Origin of the sequence: Luteimonas sp. BLCC-B24, assembly GCF_028550595.1 — a bacterium.
Taxonomy (GTDB): Bacteria; Pseudomonadota; Gammaproteobacteria; order Xanthomonadales; family Xanthomonadaceae; genus Luteimonas.
Genome location: NZ_JAQQGN010000002.1, coordinates 593,663 through 610,430 on the forward strand (window position 1 = coordinate 593,663; position 16,768 = coordinate 610,430).

Here is a 16,768-nt window from a genome sequence, read left to right on the forward strand (position 1 = left end):
GTCACTCGAGTGCGGCGATCTTCAATTCGTCATGCTCCAGCCAGACCTGGACGGCCTTGCCATGGAGTTCGCGTGGAATGTCGTCGAGCACCTTGTACTGGCCCGCCACGGCCACGAGCTCGGCCTGGAAGCTGCGGCAGAAGATGCGGGCGCTGGTATTGCCTTTCGCACCGGCCAGCGCGCGTCCGCGCAGCGGGCCGTAGATATGGATCGAGCCGTCGGCGATGACCTCGGCGCCGGCGCCGACCTGGGACAGCACGGTCAGGTCGCGATTCTGTGCGTAGAGCTGCTGCCCCGAGCGCACCGCGGTGGTCTGCATCAGGCCGGGTTCGACCGCTGCGGCCGGCGGCGGCGCCGGTGCGGGTGCGGCGGCCTGGGGCGCGGGCGCCGCGCGAACGGGGGCGGCGGCGCCGGTGTCGGCGCTTTCGTACTGGGCGCGGAACTTCGACAGCAGCGGCAGGCCCAGGGCCTCGGCAAGCGCCGCGTTGTCGGCATTGCCCCAGGCCAGGGCGACCGGCAACGCGCCGGCGTCGCGCAACGCGTCGATCAGCGCGGTGGCGGTGGCGACATCGGGCGTGGCGGCGAGCCCGCCGAAATCGAGGATCACGGCGGCGCGTTCGAACAGTTTCGGCGCGCGCTTCACGCGGTCGCGCATTTCCGCGCCCAGGCGCTCGACGTCGAGCGTGCGGATGCGCAGGTTGGCGATGCCCACCTGGCCGATCTTCAGCTCGCCGGCCTGCTCGAACGTCGCGGTACTGCCCGCGGGCTGCCCGGCCATCAGCGGTGTGCTCCGTCGGCGGTGCCGGCGACCTGACGGCGGCGCAGCCAGTCCACGTCGGGCAGGGTGCCGCCGTAGGTTTCGCGCACCCAGGGATAGCTGCAGAGATCCTTGACCAGCATCGAGGCGCGGATGTCGGTGCCCGGCATGACGTGCTGGCCGACCTCGCGGAAGCCGAAGCTGCCGTGGAACAGACGCACCGGGTCGTTCTCGTGTTCGATGAAGACCTCGCAGGTCAGCAGCGGATAGCGGACCTCGGCAAAACTCTGCACGTCGGCGTAGAACGCACGCCCGACACCACCGCCGCGGCGACGGCTCGCGACCACGATGCGGTCGATGTAGAAGAAATCGGGGTAATGGCTGCCGAACCACGCGTAGTTGCTGCTGTCGTGGGTGCTGCCCGAGCCGAAGCCGATCAGGAATCCGACCATCCCACCGTCACGCTCGGCGACGCGGAAGTACTCGGCGCCCTCGTAGAGGCGGCGCAGGCGGGCGGCATCCAGGGGCAGGATCGTGGGGCCGGCGGCGTTGTTGAGTTCGAGGATGGAATCCAGCTCGTGCTCGCGCACGTCGCGGACGACGATCGACATTCCAGACTCCATGAAGCGGACCTTGGGACGCGGGCACCGGTCGGTCGGCCGGGGTGCGTCGCAGGGCGTGATTATTGCATGCCGGCCACCGGCGTCGACGGCTGGCATGACTTCAGGCCCTCCGCCGCCGGCGAGCCTGCGCCTAACATGCCGCCATGATCCGGCATCTGAACCACAACCGCCTGCTGCGCATCGCCGGCCTCTTCACCTGGGCGGTCATCGGCCTGCCGCTGCTGATGGTGACGATGGCGCCTGTCGAGCAGTTGGGGGAGGGCGGGCAGCGCGCCGTCCTCGACAGTTGGCCCACGTGGACGGCCTGGGCAGTGTTCGGACTCAGCTACGGCTGGCTGACCCGTGGCCTGGGCGAGCGCCGGATCGGCAGGTTCGACCAACTGCTGCTCCTGCTGCTGGTGGGCAGTGCGATCGGGATCAGCTACTACAGCCAGACCGGCCTCGGCAGCATCCTGCTGATGGTGGTCGCCTGCGTGCTGCCCTGGCTGCTGCCGGTCTGGATAGGGGTGGCGCTGCTCGTGGCCTGCGAGTTCGTGATCGTGCCGGTGTACGTACGCGGCCTGGATTTCACGCTCGCCGAGGCGGTGCTGCAGGCCGCGCTGTACGTGGGCTTCACCGGCTTCGTCTTCGTCACCGGTCTCGTGGCGCGCCAGCAGGCCCAGGCGCGCGAGGACCAGCGCCGGCTCAATGCCGAGCTGCGCGCCACCCGTGCGCTGCTGGCGGAAAGCGTGCGGGTCAACGAGCGCACCCGCATCTCGCGCGAACTGCACGATCTGCTCGGCCACCACCTCACCGCGTTGAGCCTGAACCTCGAGATCGCGAGCCATCTGGCCTCGGGGCCGGCGCAGGAGCACGTGGGCCAGGCCCAGACGCTGGCCAAGCTGCTGCTCAGCGACGTGCGCGAGGCTGTGAGCCAACTGCGCGACGACGATGCCATCGACATGCGCGCCACGCTGCTGCCGCTGGCCGAGAACGTGCCCAGTCTCCGGGTGGACATGGAAATGCCGCTTCAGTTCCTCGTCGACGACCCCGAGCGCGCCCACGTGCTGCTGCGCTGCACCCAGGAGATCATCACCAACGCGGTCCGCCACTCCGGGGCGAGCCTGTTGCGCCTGCGCTACACCCGCAACAACGCGTCGGTCCTGCTCGATGCCCGTGACGACGGCCGCGGCGCCGAGAGTGCGCGTGCCGGCAACGGACTCAACGGCATGCGCGAGCGGCTGGCGGCCTACGGTGGAAGCCTGGAGGTCGATACGGCGCCGGACCGCGGTTTCATCCTGCGCCTGGAATTGCCGCTGGCGGAGGACGGCCGCGTGCGCGATGCTGCGCCGGGGATCGTGGCCGGGGACACCACCGCGACCGATCCGCCGTGAACGCGCGCGAGCCAACGGGAGGCACCATGATCCGAGTCTGCCTGGTCGACGACCAGACCCTAGTCCGCCAGGGCATCCGCTCGCTGCTCGCGCTCGACGGCGGCATCGAGGTCGTCGGCGAAGCGGCCGACGGACGCCAGGCCGTCGATCTGATTCCCGGTCTTCAGCCCGACGTGGTGCTGATGGACATGCGCATGCCGGCGATGTCGGGCCTCGAGGCGGTGCAGGCGCTGGCCCGCGCCGGGGCCTTGCCGCCGACCATCATTCTCACCACCTTCGACGACGACCAGCTCGTGCTGGCCGGCATCAAGGCCGGGGCGAAAGGCTATCTGCTCAAGGACGTCTCGCTCGACCAGCTGGTGGGCGCGATCCGCACCGTGGCCGCCGGCGGATCACTGGTGCAGCCCGCCGTCACCCAGCGCCTGCTGACCGGGCTGGAGCAGATGCGCAACGACTTCGTCAGCCTCGACCGGCCGGACCCGCTGACCGACCGCGAAACCGAGATCCTGCGCCTGATGGCCGGCGGCTTCTCCAATAAAGAGATCGCGAACTCGCTCGGCGTCGCCGAGGGCACGATCAAGAACCACGTGTCGAACATCCTGTCCAAGCTCGGCGTGCGCGACCGCACCCGGGCCGTGCTCAAGGCCTTCGAGCTGCAACTGGTCTGACGGCAGGACGGCCGGCCCACCGCCGCGCGGTGGGCGGTCCCACGGCCCGCGAGGCGGTGCCTCGCACGCGGGCCGTGCTCACCCTGTCCAAGCTCGGCGTGCGCGATCGCACCCGGGCGGTTCTGAAGGCGTTCGAGCTGCAACTGGTCTGATCGCAGGATGTCCCGCCCACCGCAGCGCAGTGCCGCGAAGAAGCGGCCGTGAGCGGGCCTGTCCGCCGTCCGAGCCGGCGGCGCGCGCGCGTGGTCCGTCCCGCCGCGGGCACGCCGGACCGTCATCGCCGCGCCGCGATGGCGGACACGGTGCGGCCGACAGTGCGGCCGGATGCCCGCCGGCTGCCCACCGATGGACATCCGGCGTCGCGGCCCATCCATGCGAGTATTTCCAGACTCGCTCGTCATCGCGCAACTTGCTACGATTGCGGGTCTGCGCCCGTGGGGCCGGAATTGGTCCTGGAGAACCCTGAATGACCCGTCTGCTTGAGCTGCTGATCTCTTGTGTCATCGTTGCCGTGCTGTTCCTGGTGGTCGCCGTACTGCTTCCCTCCAGCCGCACGCTGACCGAATCGGTCGAGACCAACCGTCGGCAGTCGATCGTCTTCGATACGATCAACAGCGTCCGCCGCTTCAAGGACTGGTCGGCGATCCCGCGCTACGACCCCGCCGTGCAGCTCCGCGTGTCCGGTCCGGATGCCGGCGTCGGCGCCCGTATCGAGTACAGCTCCGAAGACAGCCGTATCGGCGAGGGCAGCTGGGAGATCACCGAGTCGGTGCCCGACACCCGCGTGGTCTACGCGCTCGAGAACCAGCAGCGCGGCAACAACAAGACGATGGCCTTCGTGCTGCGTCCGACGGGTCGCAACAACCGCAACATCGAGATCACCCAGACCTACAACGTCGACTACGGCTGGGATCTGCTCGGTCGTTTCGCGGGTCTGTACGTCAGCCGCAACGTCGGTGACGACATGAAGCTCGGCCTGGGCCAGATGGGCAACATGCTGGCGTCGGTGCCGAACGTCGACTACCGCGTCGAGGGCAGCACGCTCACCGATCTGGCGGCCGTCGACCGCCCGGTGGAGAACCTGCTGCTGGTCAGCGCCGGCGGTGTCGAGCGCAACAACCAGATCATCCAGGATTCGATGAAGTCGAATCTGGAGTGGATCAACCGCACGATGGCGGCCAACAATCTCGAAGCGGCCGGTCCGCTGCGGGTGATCACCACCGAACTGGGTCGTGAGACCTACACCTTCGACATCGCGCTGCCGGTGCGCACGCGTGGCACCGGTGGCGCTGCGCCGGCCGCGCCCGCTGCCGAAGGTGAGGAGGTCGCGGCCGCCCCGGTCGAGTCGGCCACCACCGACGCCCCCGAGCTGACCGGTCTGGAACTGCTGGGTCCGGTGACCTACGTGCGCACCCAGGCGGGCCGCGCGGCGAAGGCCAACTACCGTGGCTTCATGGCGGAACTCGACAACGTCCGCAACGCGGTCCGCGCCTGGGCGCTGACCCAGGGCTACGAGGTCACCGACCGTCCGTACGAGTTCTATCGCAACGGCATCGATGCGGCCTTCACCGAGAACGGCGAGTTCGAGGTGTTCTGGACGCTGCGCGCGCAGCCGTAACGCCGGCCGCCCGTGACGATGTAGACCACACGCCGCATCCATCTGGATGCGGCGTGTTTCGTTTGGAGGGACGGGCGCCGCGTGCGTCCGTCATGCGAGGGAACGGGATGCGCAGGTCGGAAGGGGGAGCGGCGGCGCTGGCCGCGTGCGGTGCCTTGCTCGCCGGCATGGCGGTCGCGCTGGCCGCCTACGCGGGGCACGGCGTGGACGGTGATGCGCGTGCGGCGTTGCAGACCGCGGCGGTCTATGCATTCGGCCATGGGCTGGCACTGGCCGCGCTGGCGCGGGGAGAACGGGACGGACTCGCGAAGCTGGGACTGTTCGCGCTCCTGCTCGGGACGCTGCTGTTCGCGGGCGCGCTGGTGTCGCGCCACCTGCTGGACGGCCCGTCGATGTTCGCGCCCTGGGGCGGCGGGCTGACGATGCTCGGCTGGCTGCTGTACGCCCTCGCGGCGCTGCGACGCTGAGCGATGCCGCATCATGTGCGCGGCTTCGATCTGGCCGGCGCGCACGCGCATCTGGCGCGCGACCGCGCACTCGCGGTCTGGATGCGGCGGCTGGGACCGCAGCTGGCGCCCGCGGGTTGGCGACGACCGTTCGATCCGGTCGATGCGCTGGCGCGCGCGATCCTCTACCAGCAACTCAGCGGCAAAGCGGCCGCGACGATCGTCGGCCGGGTGGAGGCCGCGACCGGTTGTCCGCGTCTGCACGCCGACAGCCTCGACCGCATCGACGACCGCGCGCTGCGCGCATGCGGTGTCTCGGGCAACAAGGCGATGGCGCTGCGCGATCTCGCGCGGCGCGAGCGGGCCGGGGAGATTCCGTCGTTGCGGCGCATGGCGTGGATGGACGACGACGCCATCGTCGATGCGCTGACGCCGGTGCGGGGCATCGGACGCTGGACGGTGGAGATGATGCTGATCTTCCGGCTCGGGCGGCCCGACGTGCTGCCGGTGGACGATCTGGGCGTGCGCAAGGGCCTGCAGCGTGTGGACGGGCTGGAGGAACTCCCGACGGCGAAGGCCTTGGCGACGCGCGGTGCCGTCTGGCGCCCCTGGCGCTCGCTGGCGGCGCTGACGCTGTGGCGGGTGGCCGATGCCGGGGGCGCGGTCCCGGTCTCGACGCCGCGCTCGCAGGAGTGAGCGACGCCGCGGTGCGTGGTGCGTGCCGGGCCGGAAACACCCGTGCCGCTCAGGCGTCGCGGTGGTTCCAGTGCCAGGGTTCGTAGACGATGCCGTGCGGGTTGTCGCGCGGATAGCTCATCCCGAACCCGTGACGCCCGGCATTGCGCTGCAGCCAGGCGAAGGCCGGCGTCGTCTCGAACGAGGGCTCGGCAGCGGGCTCGCCCGGCGTGCTGATGTCGAGCGCGGTGCCGGCATGATGCTCGCTGAAGCCGGGGGCCGCGTTGACCGCGAGGATCGCGTCGAGCGCAATCCCGCGTGCCCGTTTCCGCTCGACGATGCCGAGCTGGTAATCGTGGCTGCGATAGCCGGACACCGCATCGAGCGCGATGCCGTCGCGTCGCGCCGCCTCACGCAGATGCGCCCACGCCCGCGCCGCGGCCGGCGTGAGCCAGAGCGGCCGCCGGTAGCGATCGAAGCCGGCGAACGCCAGCCACGCCGGCTCGGGGACGAGCGCGAGGCCGGTGCGCGCCGCATAGGCATCGGCGTCGAGTCCGAGCGTATCGAGCCGCGCCTGCAGGTCGTCGACCGGCAGCAGGCCGGCGGCGGGTGCGTTTCCGCGCGGCCCATGGGCATCGAGCAGATCCAATGCGGCGTCGGCACACGTGTCGTGTTGCCAGCCGGGCAGCAGGGTCGCCAGGCCCTCGGGAAGGGCCGCGGCCAGGAAGCGGCCATCGCGCTTGCGGCGCAGCACCCAGCGCGCGCGCGCGAGCACGCGGGCATCGTGATTGCCGCGGGCGCGCAGCAGATCGGCCGGCCAGAGTTCGATCTGTCGCGTGTTGAGCAGAATGCGGGGATGCGAACGACCCATGCCGTCAGCTTAGCCTGGGCGACGCCGCTTACAGGATGGTCCGCGGCATCAGCAGCGGCACCAGCACGTGCAGCACGATGTCCGCGGCGAAGTGCGCCAGCACCGCCATCTCCAGGCCGCGTTTCCAGTACAGCCAGCCGAAGACCACGCCGCCGATCGCATTGAGCAGCACCGTGCGCACGACCACGCCCGCATCCAGGCCCCAGATGCCGGCGGCCGCGGGCAGATGGCCGGCGCCGAACAGCAGGGCCGCGACGCCGATCGCGACCCATGCGACCGCCGGCGACACGCGGCCGTCGAAGCCGCGCCCGCGGCGCATCAGCCAGGTCAGGCTCCAGGCGACGAGGGTCATCAGGAACAGCCGCAGCTGCAGCTCTTCGACGATGCCGCCGTAGAGCGACGCCAGCAGGCCGTACAGCGCGCTGCGGGCGCCCGCGATGTCCTGCATGTCCACGCTGGCCGGCGGCAGCAGCCACGGATCCAGGACCGAGGACAGCAGCAGGATCGCCGCCGCCGCGCCCGCGCCGAGCATCGCGCTGTGCCCGGGACGCAGCGCCCGCATCGGCGGCGCCGCGTGGTCGTTGATCCAGCGCTGCAGCAAGGGGCTGCCGAACCCGATGCGATGGCCCATGCGCAGCCCGGCCCAGGCCAGCAAGGCGATCACGATGAACATCTGCAGAGCCTGGATCGCCATCAGCGCCCACAGTGGAACCGGTACGGCGTCGAAGCGTCCCGGCGCGACCTGCAGCAGATACGGAAACACCGCGACCGTCGCCAGGGCCGCGACCGCGGCCAGAAGGACCGCGATGCGCAGATCCTGGCGGAGCCGAGGTCGCGCCGCTTCGAGCGCACTCATGCCGGCCGCTTCATGAAGAGCAGGGTGGGGCCCCACTGCGTGGCGTGCACGGCGTTGACCAGCTCCCAGCCCTGGAGTCCCAGCGCCTGCAGCTTCTCCTCGATCCGCTCGGGCTTGAGGCTGCCCAGGGAGCCGAGCTTCACCGTCTCGACCTTGTACTGCCAGCGTGTCGTCATCGTCGTGCGTCCATCGGGGAAAGAGAGGGGGCGCCGCCTGCGAGCGCCGTGTGCAAGGCCGCCGCCGTGGCCGCGCGCTGCGCATTCCGCGGCATGTGTGCGAAACGGTCTCCGGGCTGGAAGCCGTAGTCGCCGAACTGCGAATGATTGGCGCCGTGGAGCACGCGGCGCGTCGTGTGCCCGGGCAGGCGATGGCGGTTGCGGTCGGCGCGCGCCAGGCTGGCGATCGGGTCGCGGTCGCCCAGCACCTGCATCACCGCGAACGGCGCATCGCGCAGACTGATGTCACGCGGATGCGAGGTGCCCACCAGCACCAGCGCATCGACGTCGCCCGGATACCGCTGTGCATAGGCGGCCGCCGCCTTGCCGCCACGCGAGTGCCCGCCGACGACCCACGGGCCGCCCAGCGTCCGCGTGATCGCATGCGCCGCGACGAGCGTCGCCGGCGCTTCGGCCTGCCCGAACGCCCCGCGCCACGGCGTGCGGACCAGGACCGCGCGATGTCCGCCCTGCGCGACGGCCTGCATCAAGGGCGCATAGGCACGCGCGTCCACCAGCCCGCCGGGGAAGAACAGCAGCGAGCGGGCGTTCGCGGCGCGCGTCACCGGCTCGAACACCCACGCATCGGCCGTCGCGCGAACGCGCACCTGCGCCGAGTCGGCCAGGGCCGCGCGCGCGAGCGCGGACGGCTGGAACGCGATCGCGCACCACGCGACCCAGACCGCCAGCGCCAGGCTGCCGCCGATCGCCCAGACCTTGCGCAGTCGCGGCCACCAGGTGCTCATTCGGACGCGGTGCCTTCGGCCGGCGGGTCGTCCGCGGGCAGCCGCCCGGCCTTGCGCAGCGCGTCGCGCAGCACGTATTCGATCTGCGCGTTGACGCTGCGCAGCTCGTCGTCCGACCAGCGCTGCACGGCCGCGAGAATGCTCGCGTTGATGCGCAGCGGATAGGCCTTCTTCTCGCTCAACCCCGGCCTCCGCGCGCCTGCCGACGCGCGCTGGCGACCACCCAGATGCACGCCGCCGCCAGGCCGTTCACCGCCAGCACCATGACCACGACGACCATCGCGAGCCGGCGTTCGTCGTCGCCCCACAGGCCCACGCCGAGCGCGGTGGCGAGCATCGCCAGACCGATCATGCGCATCAGGCGGGCGAGCCGGCTGTCGAGCAGGGCCTTGTCGCGAACGGTCATCCCGCTGTCGCCGGCCAGCGGCAGGCGGCCGCCGGCGAGCCAACGGGCGAACACGAACGAGGGCAGGGCCATCAGCGCGAAGACCAGCGCGGCCACGTGGTGCGTGTCCATCAGTACAGCGATCCCGTGTTGACCACCGGCTGGGTGCCGCGATCGGAGCACAGCACGACCAGCAGATTGCTGACCATCGTCGCGCGCCGTTCTTCGTCGAGCTGTACGAGGCCGCTCTTCTGCAGTTCGGCGAGCGCCATCTCCACCATGCCCACGGCGCCGGCGACGATCCGCGTGCGCGCCGCGATGACCGCATTGGCCTGCTGGCGCTGCAGCATGGCGTGGGCGATCTCGGGGGCGTAGGCGAGATGGCTGATGCGCGCCTCGAGCACGTCGACGCCGGCCGCGGTCAGGCGCTCGTCCAGATGCTCCTTGAGGCGGTCGGAAATCTCCATCGGGTGGCTGCGCAGCGCGATCTGGCCCTCTTCGTGCTGGTCGTAGGGGTAGCTCGTCGCCATCGCGCGCAGCGCCGCCTCCGACTGGATGTGCACGAAGCTCTCGTAGCTGTCGACGTTGAACACCGCCTCGGCCGAGTCGACGACCCGCCACACGATCACCGCGGCGATCTCGATCGGGCTGCCGTCGAGCTCGTTGACCTTGAGCCGGCCGCTTTCGAAATTGCGCACTCGCAGGCTGACCTTCTTCTTGGTGAAGAAGGGGTTGTTCCAGCGCAGGCCGTTGTCCTTCACGGTGCCGACGTACTTGCCGAACAGGCTGATCACCGCGGCCTGGTTGGGTTCCACCATGTACAGCCCGATCGCCGAAAACGCGGTGAGCAGGCCGACGATCACCGCGACCGCGGGCCCGGGTCCGGCGCCGGTGGCGATCAGCCAGCCGCAGCCCGCCAGGATCAGCAGCTGGGCCAGCAGCACCGGAATGCCCGGCAAGGAGCGAAGCGAATGTTCTTTCATGGCGCATCCCCTGGAAGTCGGCTAATTGATATCTAAATGATATCTACCTGTCAAGCTCACACACGGGCGCCGTCGCACGCGTCACCATTCCGATCAAGGCCCATCGCCCTCGGAGATCCGATGCCCCGTTCACGCCACTTCTCGATGCTGCGCGACTTCCATCTCGCCGACTGGTTCACCCTGGCCAACGCGTTCTGCGGCACCGGCGCGGTGTTCGCGGCGATGCGCTTCCTGCAGGACGGCGACCGGCGCGACCTCCTCGCCGGCATGGCCCTGATTCCGCTGGCATTCGCGTTCGACGCGCTCGACGGGCGCATCGCGCGCTGGCGCAAGGTCGCCTCCACGCTCGGCCGGGAGCTGGATTCGCTGGCCGACGTGATCTCGTTCGGCATCGCGCCCGCAGCGCTCGCCTACGCCTGTGGCATGCAGGGCGGCTGGGACTGGATCGTGCTGAGCTATTTCGTGTGCTGCGGCGTCAGCCGCCTGGCGCGTTACAACGTCACTGCCGAAACCCTCTCCGATGGCGGCGACAAGGTGAAGCATTTCGAAGGCACGCCGATTCCTTCGAGTCTGCTGCTGGTGGGGCTGCTCGCGATCGCGGCGTGGCAGGGCCGCATCGGCGAGGCGCTGTGGCTGGGCGCGGTGCAGATCGGTCCGTGGATGCTGCACCCGCTGGTGCTGGTGTTCGCGTTGTCGGGCTCGTTGATGATCAGCAAGACGCTCCGTATTCCCAAGTTCTGAGCATGCGGCGCGGTCGCGGGCTGTTGTTATGATCGGGCGACTGCGGCAGGAGCGGATGATGGCTAACGGTGGGCACGGCCCGGCAGCGCCGGGCGCGGAACTCGAACGTCTGGCGCGGCAGTACTGGAACGCGTGGCAGGACGCCTTGCAACGCACGATGCCCGGGGCGACGACGCCGGGCATGTCGGGATTCGGCATGCCGGGTGCGTTCGCCGCGCCGGCCGATCCGTGGCAGGGCGTGCGCGACTGGTGGATGCAGCAGTCGGGCGCGCCGCGTGGAGGCCTCGACGACCTGCTCGCGCGTGTCAACGGGCAGGCGGGCGCGTGGTTCGAACAGATGCAGCAGCTCGCCGGTCGCCTGGCCGGTCAGAACGCGACACCCGAGGCCGTGACGGCGGCCTGGCGGGACATGCTCGGCGGTGCCGGCGCCAACCCCTTCGCGCAGATGCTGTCGGGTCTCGATGGTCCGGGCCTCCAGGGCTGGGACACCTGGATGCAGCGGCTGGCACCGCTGCTGGGTGCGTCCGTTGACGGCGGCCGGCCATGGCACGCGTTGCCGACGTTCGGCCTCGCACGCGAGCACCAGGAGCGCTGGCAGGGGTTCGCGCATGCACTCGCCGATTACCAGCACAGCCAGCAGGCGTTCCAGGGCTTGTTGCAGCAGGCGTCGCAGGATGCGTTCGCACACTTCGAACGGCGCCTGCGCGAGCGGGACCCGGCCCAGCCGATCGAGTCACCCCGTGCGCTCTTCGATCTGTGGATCGACGCCGCCGAGGATGCGTACGCGGACGTCGCGCTCTCGCCGCCGTTCCGCAGTGCCTATGCCGAGATGGTGGCGGGCCAGATGCGTCTGCGTCAGGCGGTACAGGCCGAGATCGAGCAGCTGTGCCGCCAGTTCGACCTGCCCACCCGCACCGAACTCGATGGCGCGCATCGCAAGCTGGCCGATCTCGAGCGCGTGGTACGGCGCCTGCGCGACCGCATCGAAACGCTCGATGCCGGCGCGAGCGCAGACCGTTCGCCTGCCGCGACCGCATCGACGCCGCCGCGTCGGCCCGCGGGCCCCACACGCGTGGGAACAACGCCGGCCGAGGTCGAGGCGGGCACGGATTCCTCGCCGGCAGCGGGTGCGTCGCGAACGGTGGCCGCGCACGTCACCGGCACCACGCGGTCGAAGACGGCGGCGAAGAAGACGGGACCGAGGAAGACGGGCGCCAGAAAGATTGCCAGGACGAACGCGGGCTCGGACGACACTCCGGCGAGATCGGCAGCCGGGGCGAAGACAGCGGCGAAGAGGGCACCCGCAAAAAAAGCGGCGGCAAAGAAAGCAGCGGCAAAGAAGGTAGCGGCGAAGAAGGCGCCAGCCGGGAAAGCGCCTGCGAAGAAAGCGCCGGCCCGAAAGACGGCAGCAAAGAAGGCCGCGGCAAAGACGCCGGGGTCTGCGAACAGGACCGTCGCGAAGCCCCGCAAGACCGCTGGCCGTTCCGGCACCGGTCGCCGCGCCGCAGCCGCGTCGGGCGCAGTGCCGACGGGCACGGCTGTCGCCGCCGCGACCACGGCGCGCGATGCGGTGGCCGGAACCGCCCGCCCGCAGCGCCGCGTGCCCGCACGGGCCTCGCGCACCGGCAGTGGCTCACGACGCGGATCCGCCCGTGGCGCGTCCGCGTCGCCGGCCAAGCGGGCGACGCGCGCAGCCGCGCCGGCGCCATCGCGCGCGGGGCGGCTGCCCAATCACGGGTTCGTCTCGCCGATTCCCGAGGCGCCCGCCCCGATGACGTCCGGCAAGTCCGGCCGACGGAAGCGCTGACATGAGCACACTCCAGATCACTCCCCAGCGCATCGCCGAAGACACGATGCACATGCAGCACAAGCTCGGCGCCGCGCTGCGGACGATGCGCGACGTCGGTGATTTCGACTACGGCGCCACGACGAAGCAGGAAGTCTGGCGCGACGGCAAGGTCGTGCTGTACCGGTTCATCGGCGACAAGGCGCCGACGGCCACGGTGCCGCTGCTGATCGCCTATGCACTGGTCAACCGGCCGTACATGGTCGACCTGCAGGCCAACCGGTCCATCGTCAAAGGGCTGCTCGAACGCGGCGAGGATGTCTACATCCTCGACTGGGGGTATCCCGACCGCTCCGACCGGTTTCTCACGCTCGAGGACTACATCGAACGCTTCCTCGGCGGCGCCGTCGATCATCTGCGCCGCGGCAGTGGGCTGGACGCGATCAACCTGCTCGGCATCTGCCAGGGCGGGACCTTCGCGCTGAGCTATGCCGCGCTGCACCCGGAACGCGTACGCAACCTGATCACGATGGTCACGCCGGTGGATTTCCACACGGCCGACAACATGCTCGCGCACTGGACGCGCGACCTCGATGTCGACCTGTTCGTCGACACCCTGGGCAACGTGCCCGCCGACATGATGAACGCCTGCTACCTCACGCTGAAGCCGTGGCGGCTGCTGGTGCAGAAGTACGTCGGCATGGTCGACATTCTCGACGACGCGGCGGCGCTGGAGGATTTCCTGCGCATGGAGAAGTGGATCTTCGACTCGCCGGATCAGGCGGGTGAGACCTTCCGCCAGTACATCAAGCAGTTCTACCAGGGCAACGGCTTCGTCAACGGCGGCATCGTCATCGGCGAGCGGGACGTGCACCTGGGCCTGGTCGAAATGCCGGTGCTCAACATCTTCGCCGAGCAGGACCATCTGGTGCCGCCGGATGCCTCACGCGCGTTGCGCGATCTGGTGGGGACGCAGGACTATTCGGAACTCTCGTTCCGCGGCGGCCATATCGGCATCTACGTCTCGGGCCGCGCCCAGACCCAGGTGCCGGCGGCCATCCACGACTGGCTCGCGCAACGCAGCTGACGCCCGGGAACCCTCCGTATGTCCACGTCCATGCCGACACTGAGCCGCACCCGCCGAGATCGCGTCGTCGCCGGAGTGCTCGGCGGTGTCGCGCGCCGGTTCGGCTGGAATCCGACGGTCGTGCGGGCGCTGTTCGTGGTGATTTCGGTGGTATCGGCCGCGTTTCCAGGCGTGTTCGTCTATCTGCTGCTGTGGCTGCTGATGCCCGAAGGCGAGGGCTGATCCGTCCGTGCGCCGTGCGTTCGGCCTGTCGCTGGGCGCGCTGTGGACGCTGCCCAATACGCTGATCGGTCTCGTCGCCGGTCTCGCCGGCATGGTCCGGGGCGCGCGGCCGCACTGGCGCGCAGTCGATCATGCGCTGGTGTTCCAGCGCTGGCCGTGGGGCCCCGGCGGCGCGATCACGTTCGGCAACGTGATCCTGCATACCGGCGAATCCCTCGATACGGCCTGCACCACGTATTCGCACCGCGCGGGCCTGTGCGTGGATGCGGCGATCCGTCTCTCGGACCACGAGCGCGCCCATGTCTACCAGTACATGGTGCTCGGTCCCCTGTTCCTGCCGCTGTACCTGCTGTGCGGCGGGGTGAGCGTGCGCAACCGCTTCGAACGCGCGGCCGACCGCTACGCGCTGACGGGGCGGGGCTGGTGGCCGTGGCCGAGGCCGTGAGTCGGGCAGCGCCCGCGCGGCGGGGGGCGCGCAGGCGTTGGCGGGATCCCGGTGCGCAGACGTCACCGCGCGCCGGTCCGGACCCTGGTATCCAGGCGCTGCCGGGCGCACCCTGCGTCCATTCCCGATACCGAAGGAGCGCCATCGTCATGCGTGATTCCCGTGAGTTCGAGACGCCGCGTTCGCCGTGGGCGTTCTTCCTGCCGGTCCTGCTGGCGGTGCTGATCGGCCAGCTCGCGGCGAACTGGATCAGCGCCCGGCTGTGGCCGGCGGCGCCGGTCGAGACCGCTGCGCCCGTGGTCTCGGAGGCGCCGGCCCAAGCGCCGGTCGTCGAACCCGCGCCGTTGCCCACGCCGGTGGCCGCCGTGCCGCCTGCCGATCCGGTCGCGGTCCTGCCGGCGCCGACATCGGTCGAGCCGGAGGTGACACCGGCACCCGCAGCGAGCGCGCCATCGGCCGAGCCGGTACCGGCGTGGACAGGCGCCACGCCGGCCGGCGCCGGCGCCGAGCCCGGCCGCGAACTTCCCGGCCCGGTGACCGCGCGCCAGGCGGGCGCGTCCGAGAGCTGCATCAACAACACCGTGGCCACGCGCAGCGCCAACGGCTGGGAACAGAGTCTCGAGAACGACGCTCCGGTGCGCTGCACCGCGATCTCGCCGTAACGGCCGTCAGGCGGTCGGAATGCGCGCCAGCGAGGCGCCCACCGCGCCGCCCGCCGCCGCGAACCGGCGCTCGGCGAACACGAGTCCGCCTGCGCCGGCCAGCACCACGCTGCTGCAACGCGTGCCGTACACCGGGTCTTCGATGAAGGGTGGCGACAGACGCCGCTCGAGCGCCAGGCCGACGCCGGTGTCGGGCAGGGCGGCATCCGGCGCGGTACGCGTATCGCGCAACCCCGCGAACAGCGGCGCGAGCTGCGCGTCGACGGTCTCGCCGGTGGCGGCCGCGTCGCGGTCGATGCCGGCTCCCGGCGGCTGCCTCTCGATCCACTGCTGCAATGTGCGCGCGGCCGAAGTGCTCTTGGGCCACGGCGCATCGAAGGCGCCGTTCGACATCGCATGCAGGCCCGGGGTGACCGCGCGCGCGTCGAAGCCGGGATGGTTGCCTGCGAACCACAGCGCGTCGCCGTCCCAGAGCAACAGGTTGAAGCGTCCGTAGTCGGCGGCATCGGCCTCGAGCGCACGCGCGAAGTCGCCCGCCGAGCGGTCGCCGCGAACGAAATCACGCACCAGCCAGCCCCGCGAGCGCGCCGCCGTGTCCACGTCCCGTCCGGCACGCACATTGGTGACAGCCGCAAGCCGTCGCCGCGCCGTGACCTGCAACCAGCTGCCGCCGCGGCCGAGATCGCGCCCGCCGTACACATCGGGCGCTTCGGGGTCGGGGCCTGCTGCGGCCGTCGGGCGGGCATGCAGCTCGTCGCGGTTGGCGATCAGCACCAGCGGCAGGTCGGGGCGCGTCTTCCACGCGATGGCGATCAGGCACATGACGCCGATGCTAGCCGATGGCGTCGACGGCGCCGTCGTGTCCGAACGCACAGCGTCGTGCGTCGCGCATGGCCGGCGTGCGGCCTGGTACCGGAGGCGGGACTCGAACCCGCACGCTTTTAAGGGCGGCGGATTTTGAGTCCGCTGCGTCTACCATTCCGCCACTCCGGCGCGGACGCGGAGTATAGCGGATCGCGGCGAAGGGCCAGGCTCGTCTTTGCGCAATCCGAACATCGGGACAGGCATGATCCGCGGGCCGGTGCCCGCCGGTGTGTCCGGAGTTCCCATGCCCAAGGCCAACCGCCCATCGACGTCCACCCGGCCGAGCCGGCCCGGTCTGCGCTCGGGACTCGCCGCGGTGATCGCCATGACCGCCGCGGCCTGCGCCACGGCGCCGGGACCGCGGCTGGCGGATGCCGAACCGGTCGCCGAGCGCGAGCTGCAGAGCGTGCCGGCACCGCCCGCGGGCCAGATCCACCTGGCGCGTGGCGTGTTCCGCGTGCATCTGAGCAACATCCGCTGCGTGCGTGCGCCGTGTCCGAACGGCTACCTCGTCTCGAATGTCGAGGGGCAGCCGCCCGCGGTACGCCCCGAGGCGGTCCAGCCGGTCTCGAACATCCCGCAGCAGGTGCGGTTCGACGCCGCATCGGGGGGCGCGATCGAGGACGGCCTGGTGGACAAGGCCCACGTCGGCGACGGCATCGTCGTCGAAGGCCAGGCGTGGCTGATCGAGGGAGGCCGCACGCTGCGCGTCGAAGTCGCCCGCCTGCTCGCCGACGAGTGATTC

Annotated in this window: 22 protein-coding genes, 1 tRNA gene and 1 pseudogene; 13 read left to right on the forward strand and 11 right to left on the reverse strand. The window is 70.6% G+C overall.

The window, feature by feature from the left end:
- Position 1 precedes the first annotated feature (1 nt).
- Complete coding sequence (minC, locus tag PQS31_RS07010) at positions 2-778, reverse strand: septum site-determining protein MinC (protein ID WP_272761941.1); 777 nt, start codon at positions 776-778, stop codon at positions 2-4.
- The gene (locus PQS31_RS07015) at positions 778-1,368 is read right to left on the reverse strand and encodes a GNAT family N-acetyltransferase (RefSeq protein ID WP_272761942.1); all 591 of its coding nucleotides are present in this window, start codon (positions 1,366-1,368) and stop codon (positions 778-780) included. The genes minC and PQS31_RS07015 overlap by 1 nt, the downstream gene beginning before the upstream one ends.
- Before the next feature lie 155 nt (positions 1,369-1,523).
- Between PQS31_RS07015 and PQS31_RS07020 the strand changes: the two genes are divergently transcribed.
- From PQS31_RS07020 to PQS31_RS07045, 6 genes and pseudogenes are all read left to right on the forward strand, one after another.
- Positions 1,524-2,753 (forward strand): sensor histidine kinase, encoded by a 1,230-nt coding sequence (locus tag PQS31_RS07020; RefSeq protein ID WP_272761943.1) that lies wholly within the window; start codon positions 1,524-1,526, stop codon positions 2,751-2,753.
- 26 nt (positions 2,754-2,779) lie between these two features.
- The gene (locus tag PQS31_RS07025; protein WP_096209367.1) at positions 2,780-3,421 is read left to right on the forward strand and encodes a response regulator transcription factor; all 642 of its coding nucleotides are present in this window, start codon (positions 2,780-2,782) and stop codon (positions 3,419-3,421) included.
- Between the two features lie 83 nt (positions 3,422-3,504).
- Positions 3,505-3,573 (forward strand): annotated as a pseudogene (locus PQS31_RS07030) (DNA-binding response regulator); the annotation flags it as partial.
- A 314-nt stretch (positions 3,574-3,887) separates the two neighbouring features.
- Positions 3,888-5,039 carry a polyketide cyclase gene (locus tag PQS31_RS07035; RefSeq protein ID WP_272761944.1) on the forward strand — a complete coding sequence of 384 codons (1,152 nt, stop codon included), beginning with the start codon at positions 3,888-3,890 and terminating at the stop codon, positions 5,037-5,039.
- A gap of 107 nt (positions 5,040-5,146) precedes the next feature.
- On the forward strand, positions 5,147-5,506 hold the full coding sequence (locus tag PQS31_RS07040) for a DUF423 domain-containing protein (RefSeq protein WP_272761945.1): 360 nt from the start codon (positions 5,147-5,149) through the stop codon (positions 5,504-5,506).
- Positions 5,507-5,509: 3 nt separating this feature from the next.
- Positions 5,510-6,181 carry a DNA-3-methyladenine glycosylase 2 family protein gene (locus tag PQS31_RS07045; RefSeq protein ID WP_272761946.1) on the forward strand — a complete coding sequence of 224 codons (672 nt, stop codon included), beginning with the start codon at positions 5,510-5,512 and terminating at the stop codon, positions 6,179-6,181.
- Positions 6,182-6,230: 49 nt separating this feature from the next.
- Here the strand turns inward: PQS31_RS07045 and PQS31_RS07050 are convergent, their stop codons facing one another.
- The 7 genes from PQS31_RS07050 to PQS31_RS07080 are packed head-to-tail and all read right to left on the reverse strand — an operon-like array spanning position 6,231 to position 10,216.
- Positions 6,231-7,031 (reverse strand): M15 family metallopeptidase, encoded by an 801-nt coding sequence (locus PQS31_RS07050; protein ID WP_272761948.1) that lies wholly within the window; start codon positions 7,029-7,031, stop codon positions 6,231-6,233.
- Between the two features lie 28 nt (positions 7,032-7,059).
- The gene (locus tag PQS31_RS07055; protein WP_272761949.1) at positions 7,060-7,887 is read right to left on the reverse strand and encodes a CPBP family intramembrane glutamic endopeptidase; all 828 of its coding nucleotides are present in this window, start codon (positions 7,885-7,887) and stop codon (positions 7,060-7,062) included.
- Entirely contained in the window at positions 7,884-8,063 is a 180-nt protein-coding gene (locus tag PQS31_RS07060) for a DUF4177 domain-containing protein (RefSeq protein WP_272761950.1), read from the reverse strand. The genes PQS31_RS07055 and PQS31_RS07060 overlap by 4 nt, the downstream gene beginning before the upstream one ends.
- Positions 8,060-8,848, reverse strand: a complete 789-nt coding sequence (locus PQS31_RS07065; protein WP_272761951.1) for an alpha/beta fold hydrolase — start codon at positions 8,846-8,848, stop codon at positions 8,060-8,062. Before PQS31_RS07065 ends, PQS31_RS07060 begins: the two co-directional genes overlap by 4 nt.
- Positions 8,845-9,030: an Arc family DNA binding domain-containing protein gene (locus tag PQS31_RS07070; protein ID WP_272761952.1), complete on the reverse strand. Its 186-nt coding sequence runs from the start codon at positions 9,028-9,030 to the stop codon at positions 8,845-8,847. Before PQS31_RS07070 ends, PQS31_RS07065 begins: the two co-directional genes overlap by 4 nt.
- The gene (locus PQS31_RS07075; RefSeq protein WP_272761954.1) at positions 9,027-9,365 is read right to left on the reverse strand and encodes a hypothetical protein; all 339 of its coding nucleotides are present in this window, start codon (positions 9,363-9,365) and stop codon (positions 9,027-9,029) included. The genes PQS31_RS07070 and PQS31_RS07075 overlap by 4 nt, the downstream gene beginning before the upstream one ends.
- Positions 9,365-10,216 carry an SPFH domain-containing protein gene (locus PQS31_RS07080; protein ID WP_272761955.1) on the reverse strand — a complete coding sequence of 284 codons (852 nt, stop codon included), beginning with the start codon at positions 10,214-10,216 and terminating at the stop codon, positions 9,365-9,367. Before PQS31_RS07080 ends, PQS31_RS07075 begins: the two co-directional genes overlap by 1 nt.
- Positions 10,217-10,336: 120 nt before the next feature.
- On the opposite strand from PQS31_RS07080, the gene PQS31_RS07085 reads away from it, so the two are divergent.
- The 6 genes from PQS31_RS07085 (at position 10,337) to PQS31_RS07110 (ending at position 15,159) form a co-directional block, all read left to right on the forward strand.
- Positions 10,337-10,957 carry a CDP-alcohol phosphatidyltransferase family protein gene (locus PQS31_RS07085; protein ID WP_272761956.1) on the forward strand — a complete coding sequence of 207 codons (621 nt, stop codon included), beginning with the start codon at positions 10,337-10,339 and terminating at the stop codon, positions 10,955-10,957.
- A 58-nt stretch (positions 10,958-11,015) separates the two neighbouring features.
- Positions 11,016-12,764: a poly(R)-hydroxyalkanoic acid synthase subunit PhaE gene (locus PQS31_RS07090; protein ID WP_272761957.1), complete on the forward strand. Its 1,749-nt coding sequence runs from the start codon at positions 11,016-11,018 to the stop codon at positions 12,762-12,764.
- A gap of 1 nt (position 12,765) precedes the next feature.
- Complete coding sequence (gene phaC / locus PQS31_RS07095; RefSeq protein WP_272761958.1) at positions 12,766-13,830, forward strand: class III poly(R)-hydroxyalkanoic acid synthase subunit PhaC; 1,065 nt, start codon at positions 12,766-12,768, stop codon at positions 13,828-13,830.
- Between the two features lie 18 nt (positions 13,831-13,848).
- Positions 13,849-14,052 (forward strand): PspC domain-containing protein, encoded by a 204-nt coding sequence (locus PQS31_RS07100; protein WP_272761959.1) that lies wholly within the window; start codon positions 13,849-13,851, stop codon positions 14,050-14,052.
- 7 nt (positions 14,053-14,059) lie between these two features.
- Positions 14,060-14,497: a hypothetical protein gene (locus tag PQS31_RS07105; RefSeq protein ID WP_272761960.1), complete on the forward strand. Its 438-nt coding sequence runs from the start codon at positions 14,060-14,062 to the stop codon at positions 14,495-14,497.
- Positions 14,498-14,646: 149 nt separating this feature from the next.
- Positions 14,647-15,159, forward strand: a complete 513-nt coding sequence (locus tag PQS31_RS07110) for a hypothetical protein (RefSeq protein ID WP_272761961.1) — start codon at positions 14,647-14,649, stop codon at positions 15,157-15,159.
- A gap of 6 nt (positions 15,160-15,165) precedes the next feature.
- Here PQS31_RS07110 and PQS31_RS07115 read toward each other — a convergent pair whose 3' ends face one another.
- Together PQS31_RS07115 and PQS31_RS07120 are read right to left on the reverse strand one after the other, a co-directional pair.
- Complete coding sequence (locus tag PQS31_RS07115; protein WP_272761962.1) at positions 15,166-15,981, reverse strand: NRDE family protein; 816 nt, start codon at positions 15,979-15,981, stop codon at positions 15,166-15,168.
- An 85-nt stretch (positions 15,982-16,066) separates the two neighbouring features.
- Positions 16,067-16,152, reverse strand: a tRNA-Leu gene (locus PQS31_RS07120).
- Positions 16,153-16,267: 115 nt separating this feature from the next.
- Here PQS31_RS07120 and PQS31_RS07125 point away from each other — a divergent pair.
- Positions 16,268-16,765 carry a hypothetical protein gene (locus tag PQS31_RS07125; protein WP_272761963.1) on the forward strand — a complete coding sequence of 166 codons (498 nt, stop codon included), beginning with the start codon at positions 16,268-16,270 and terminating at the stop codon, positions 16,763-16,765.
- Positions 16,766-16,768 lie beyond the last annotated feature (3 nt).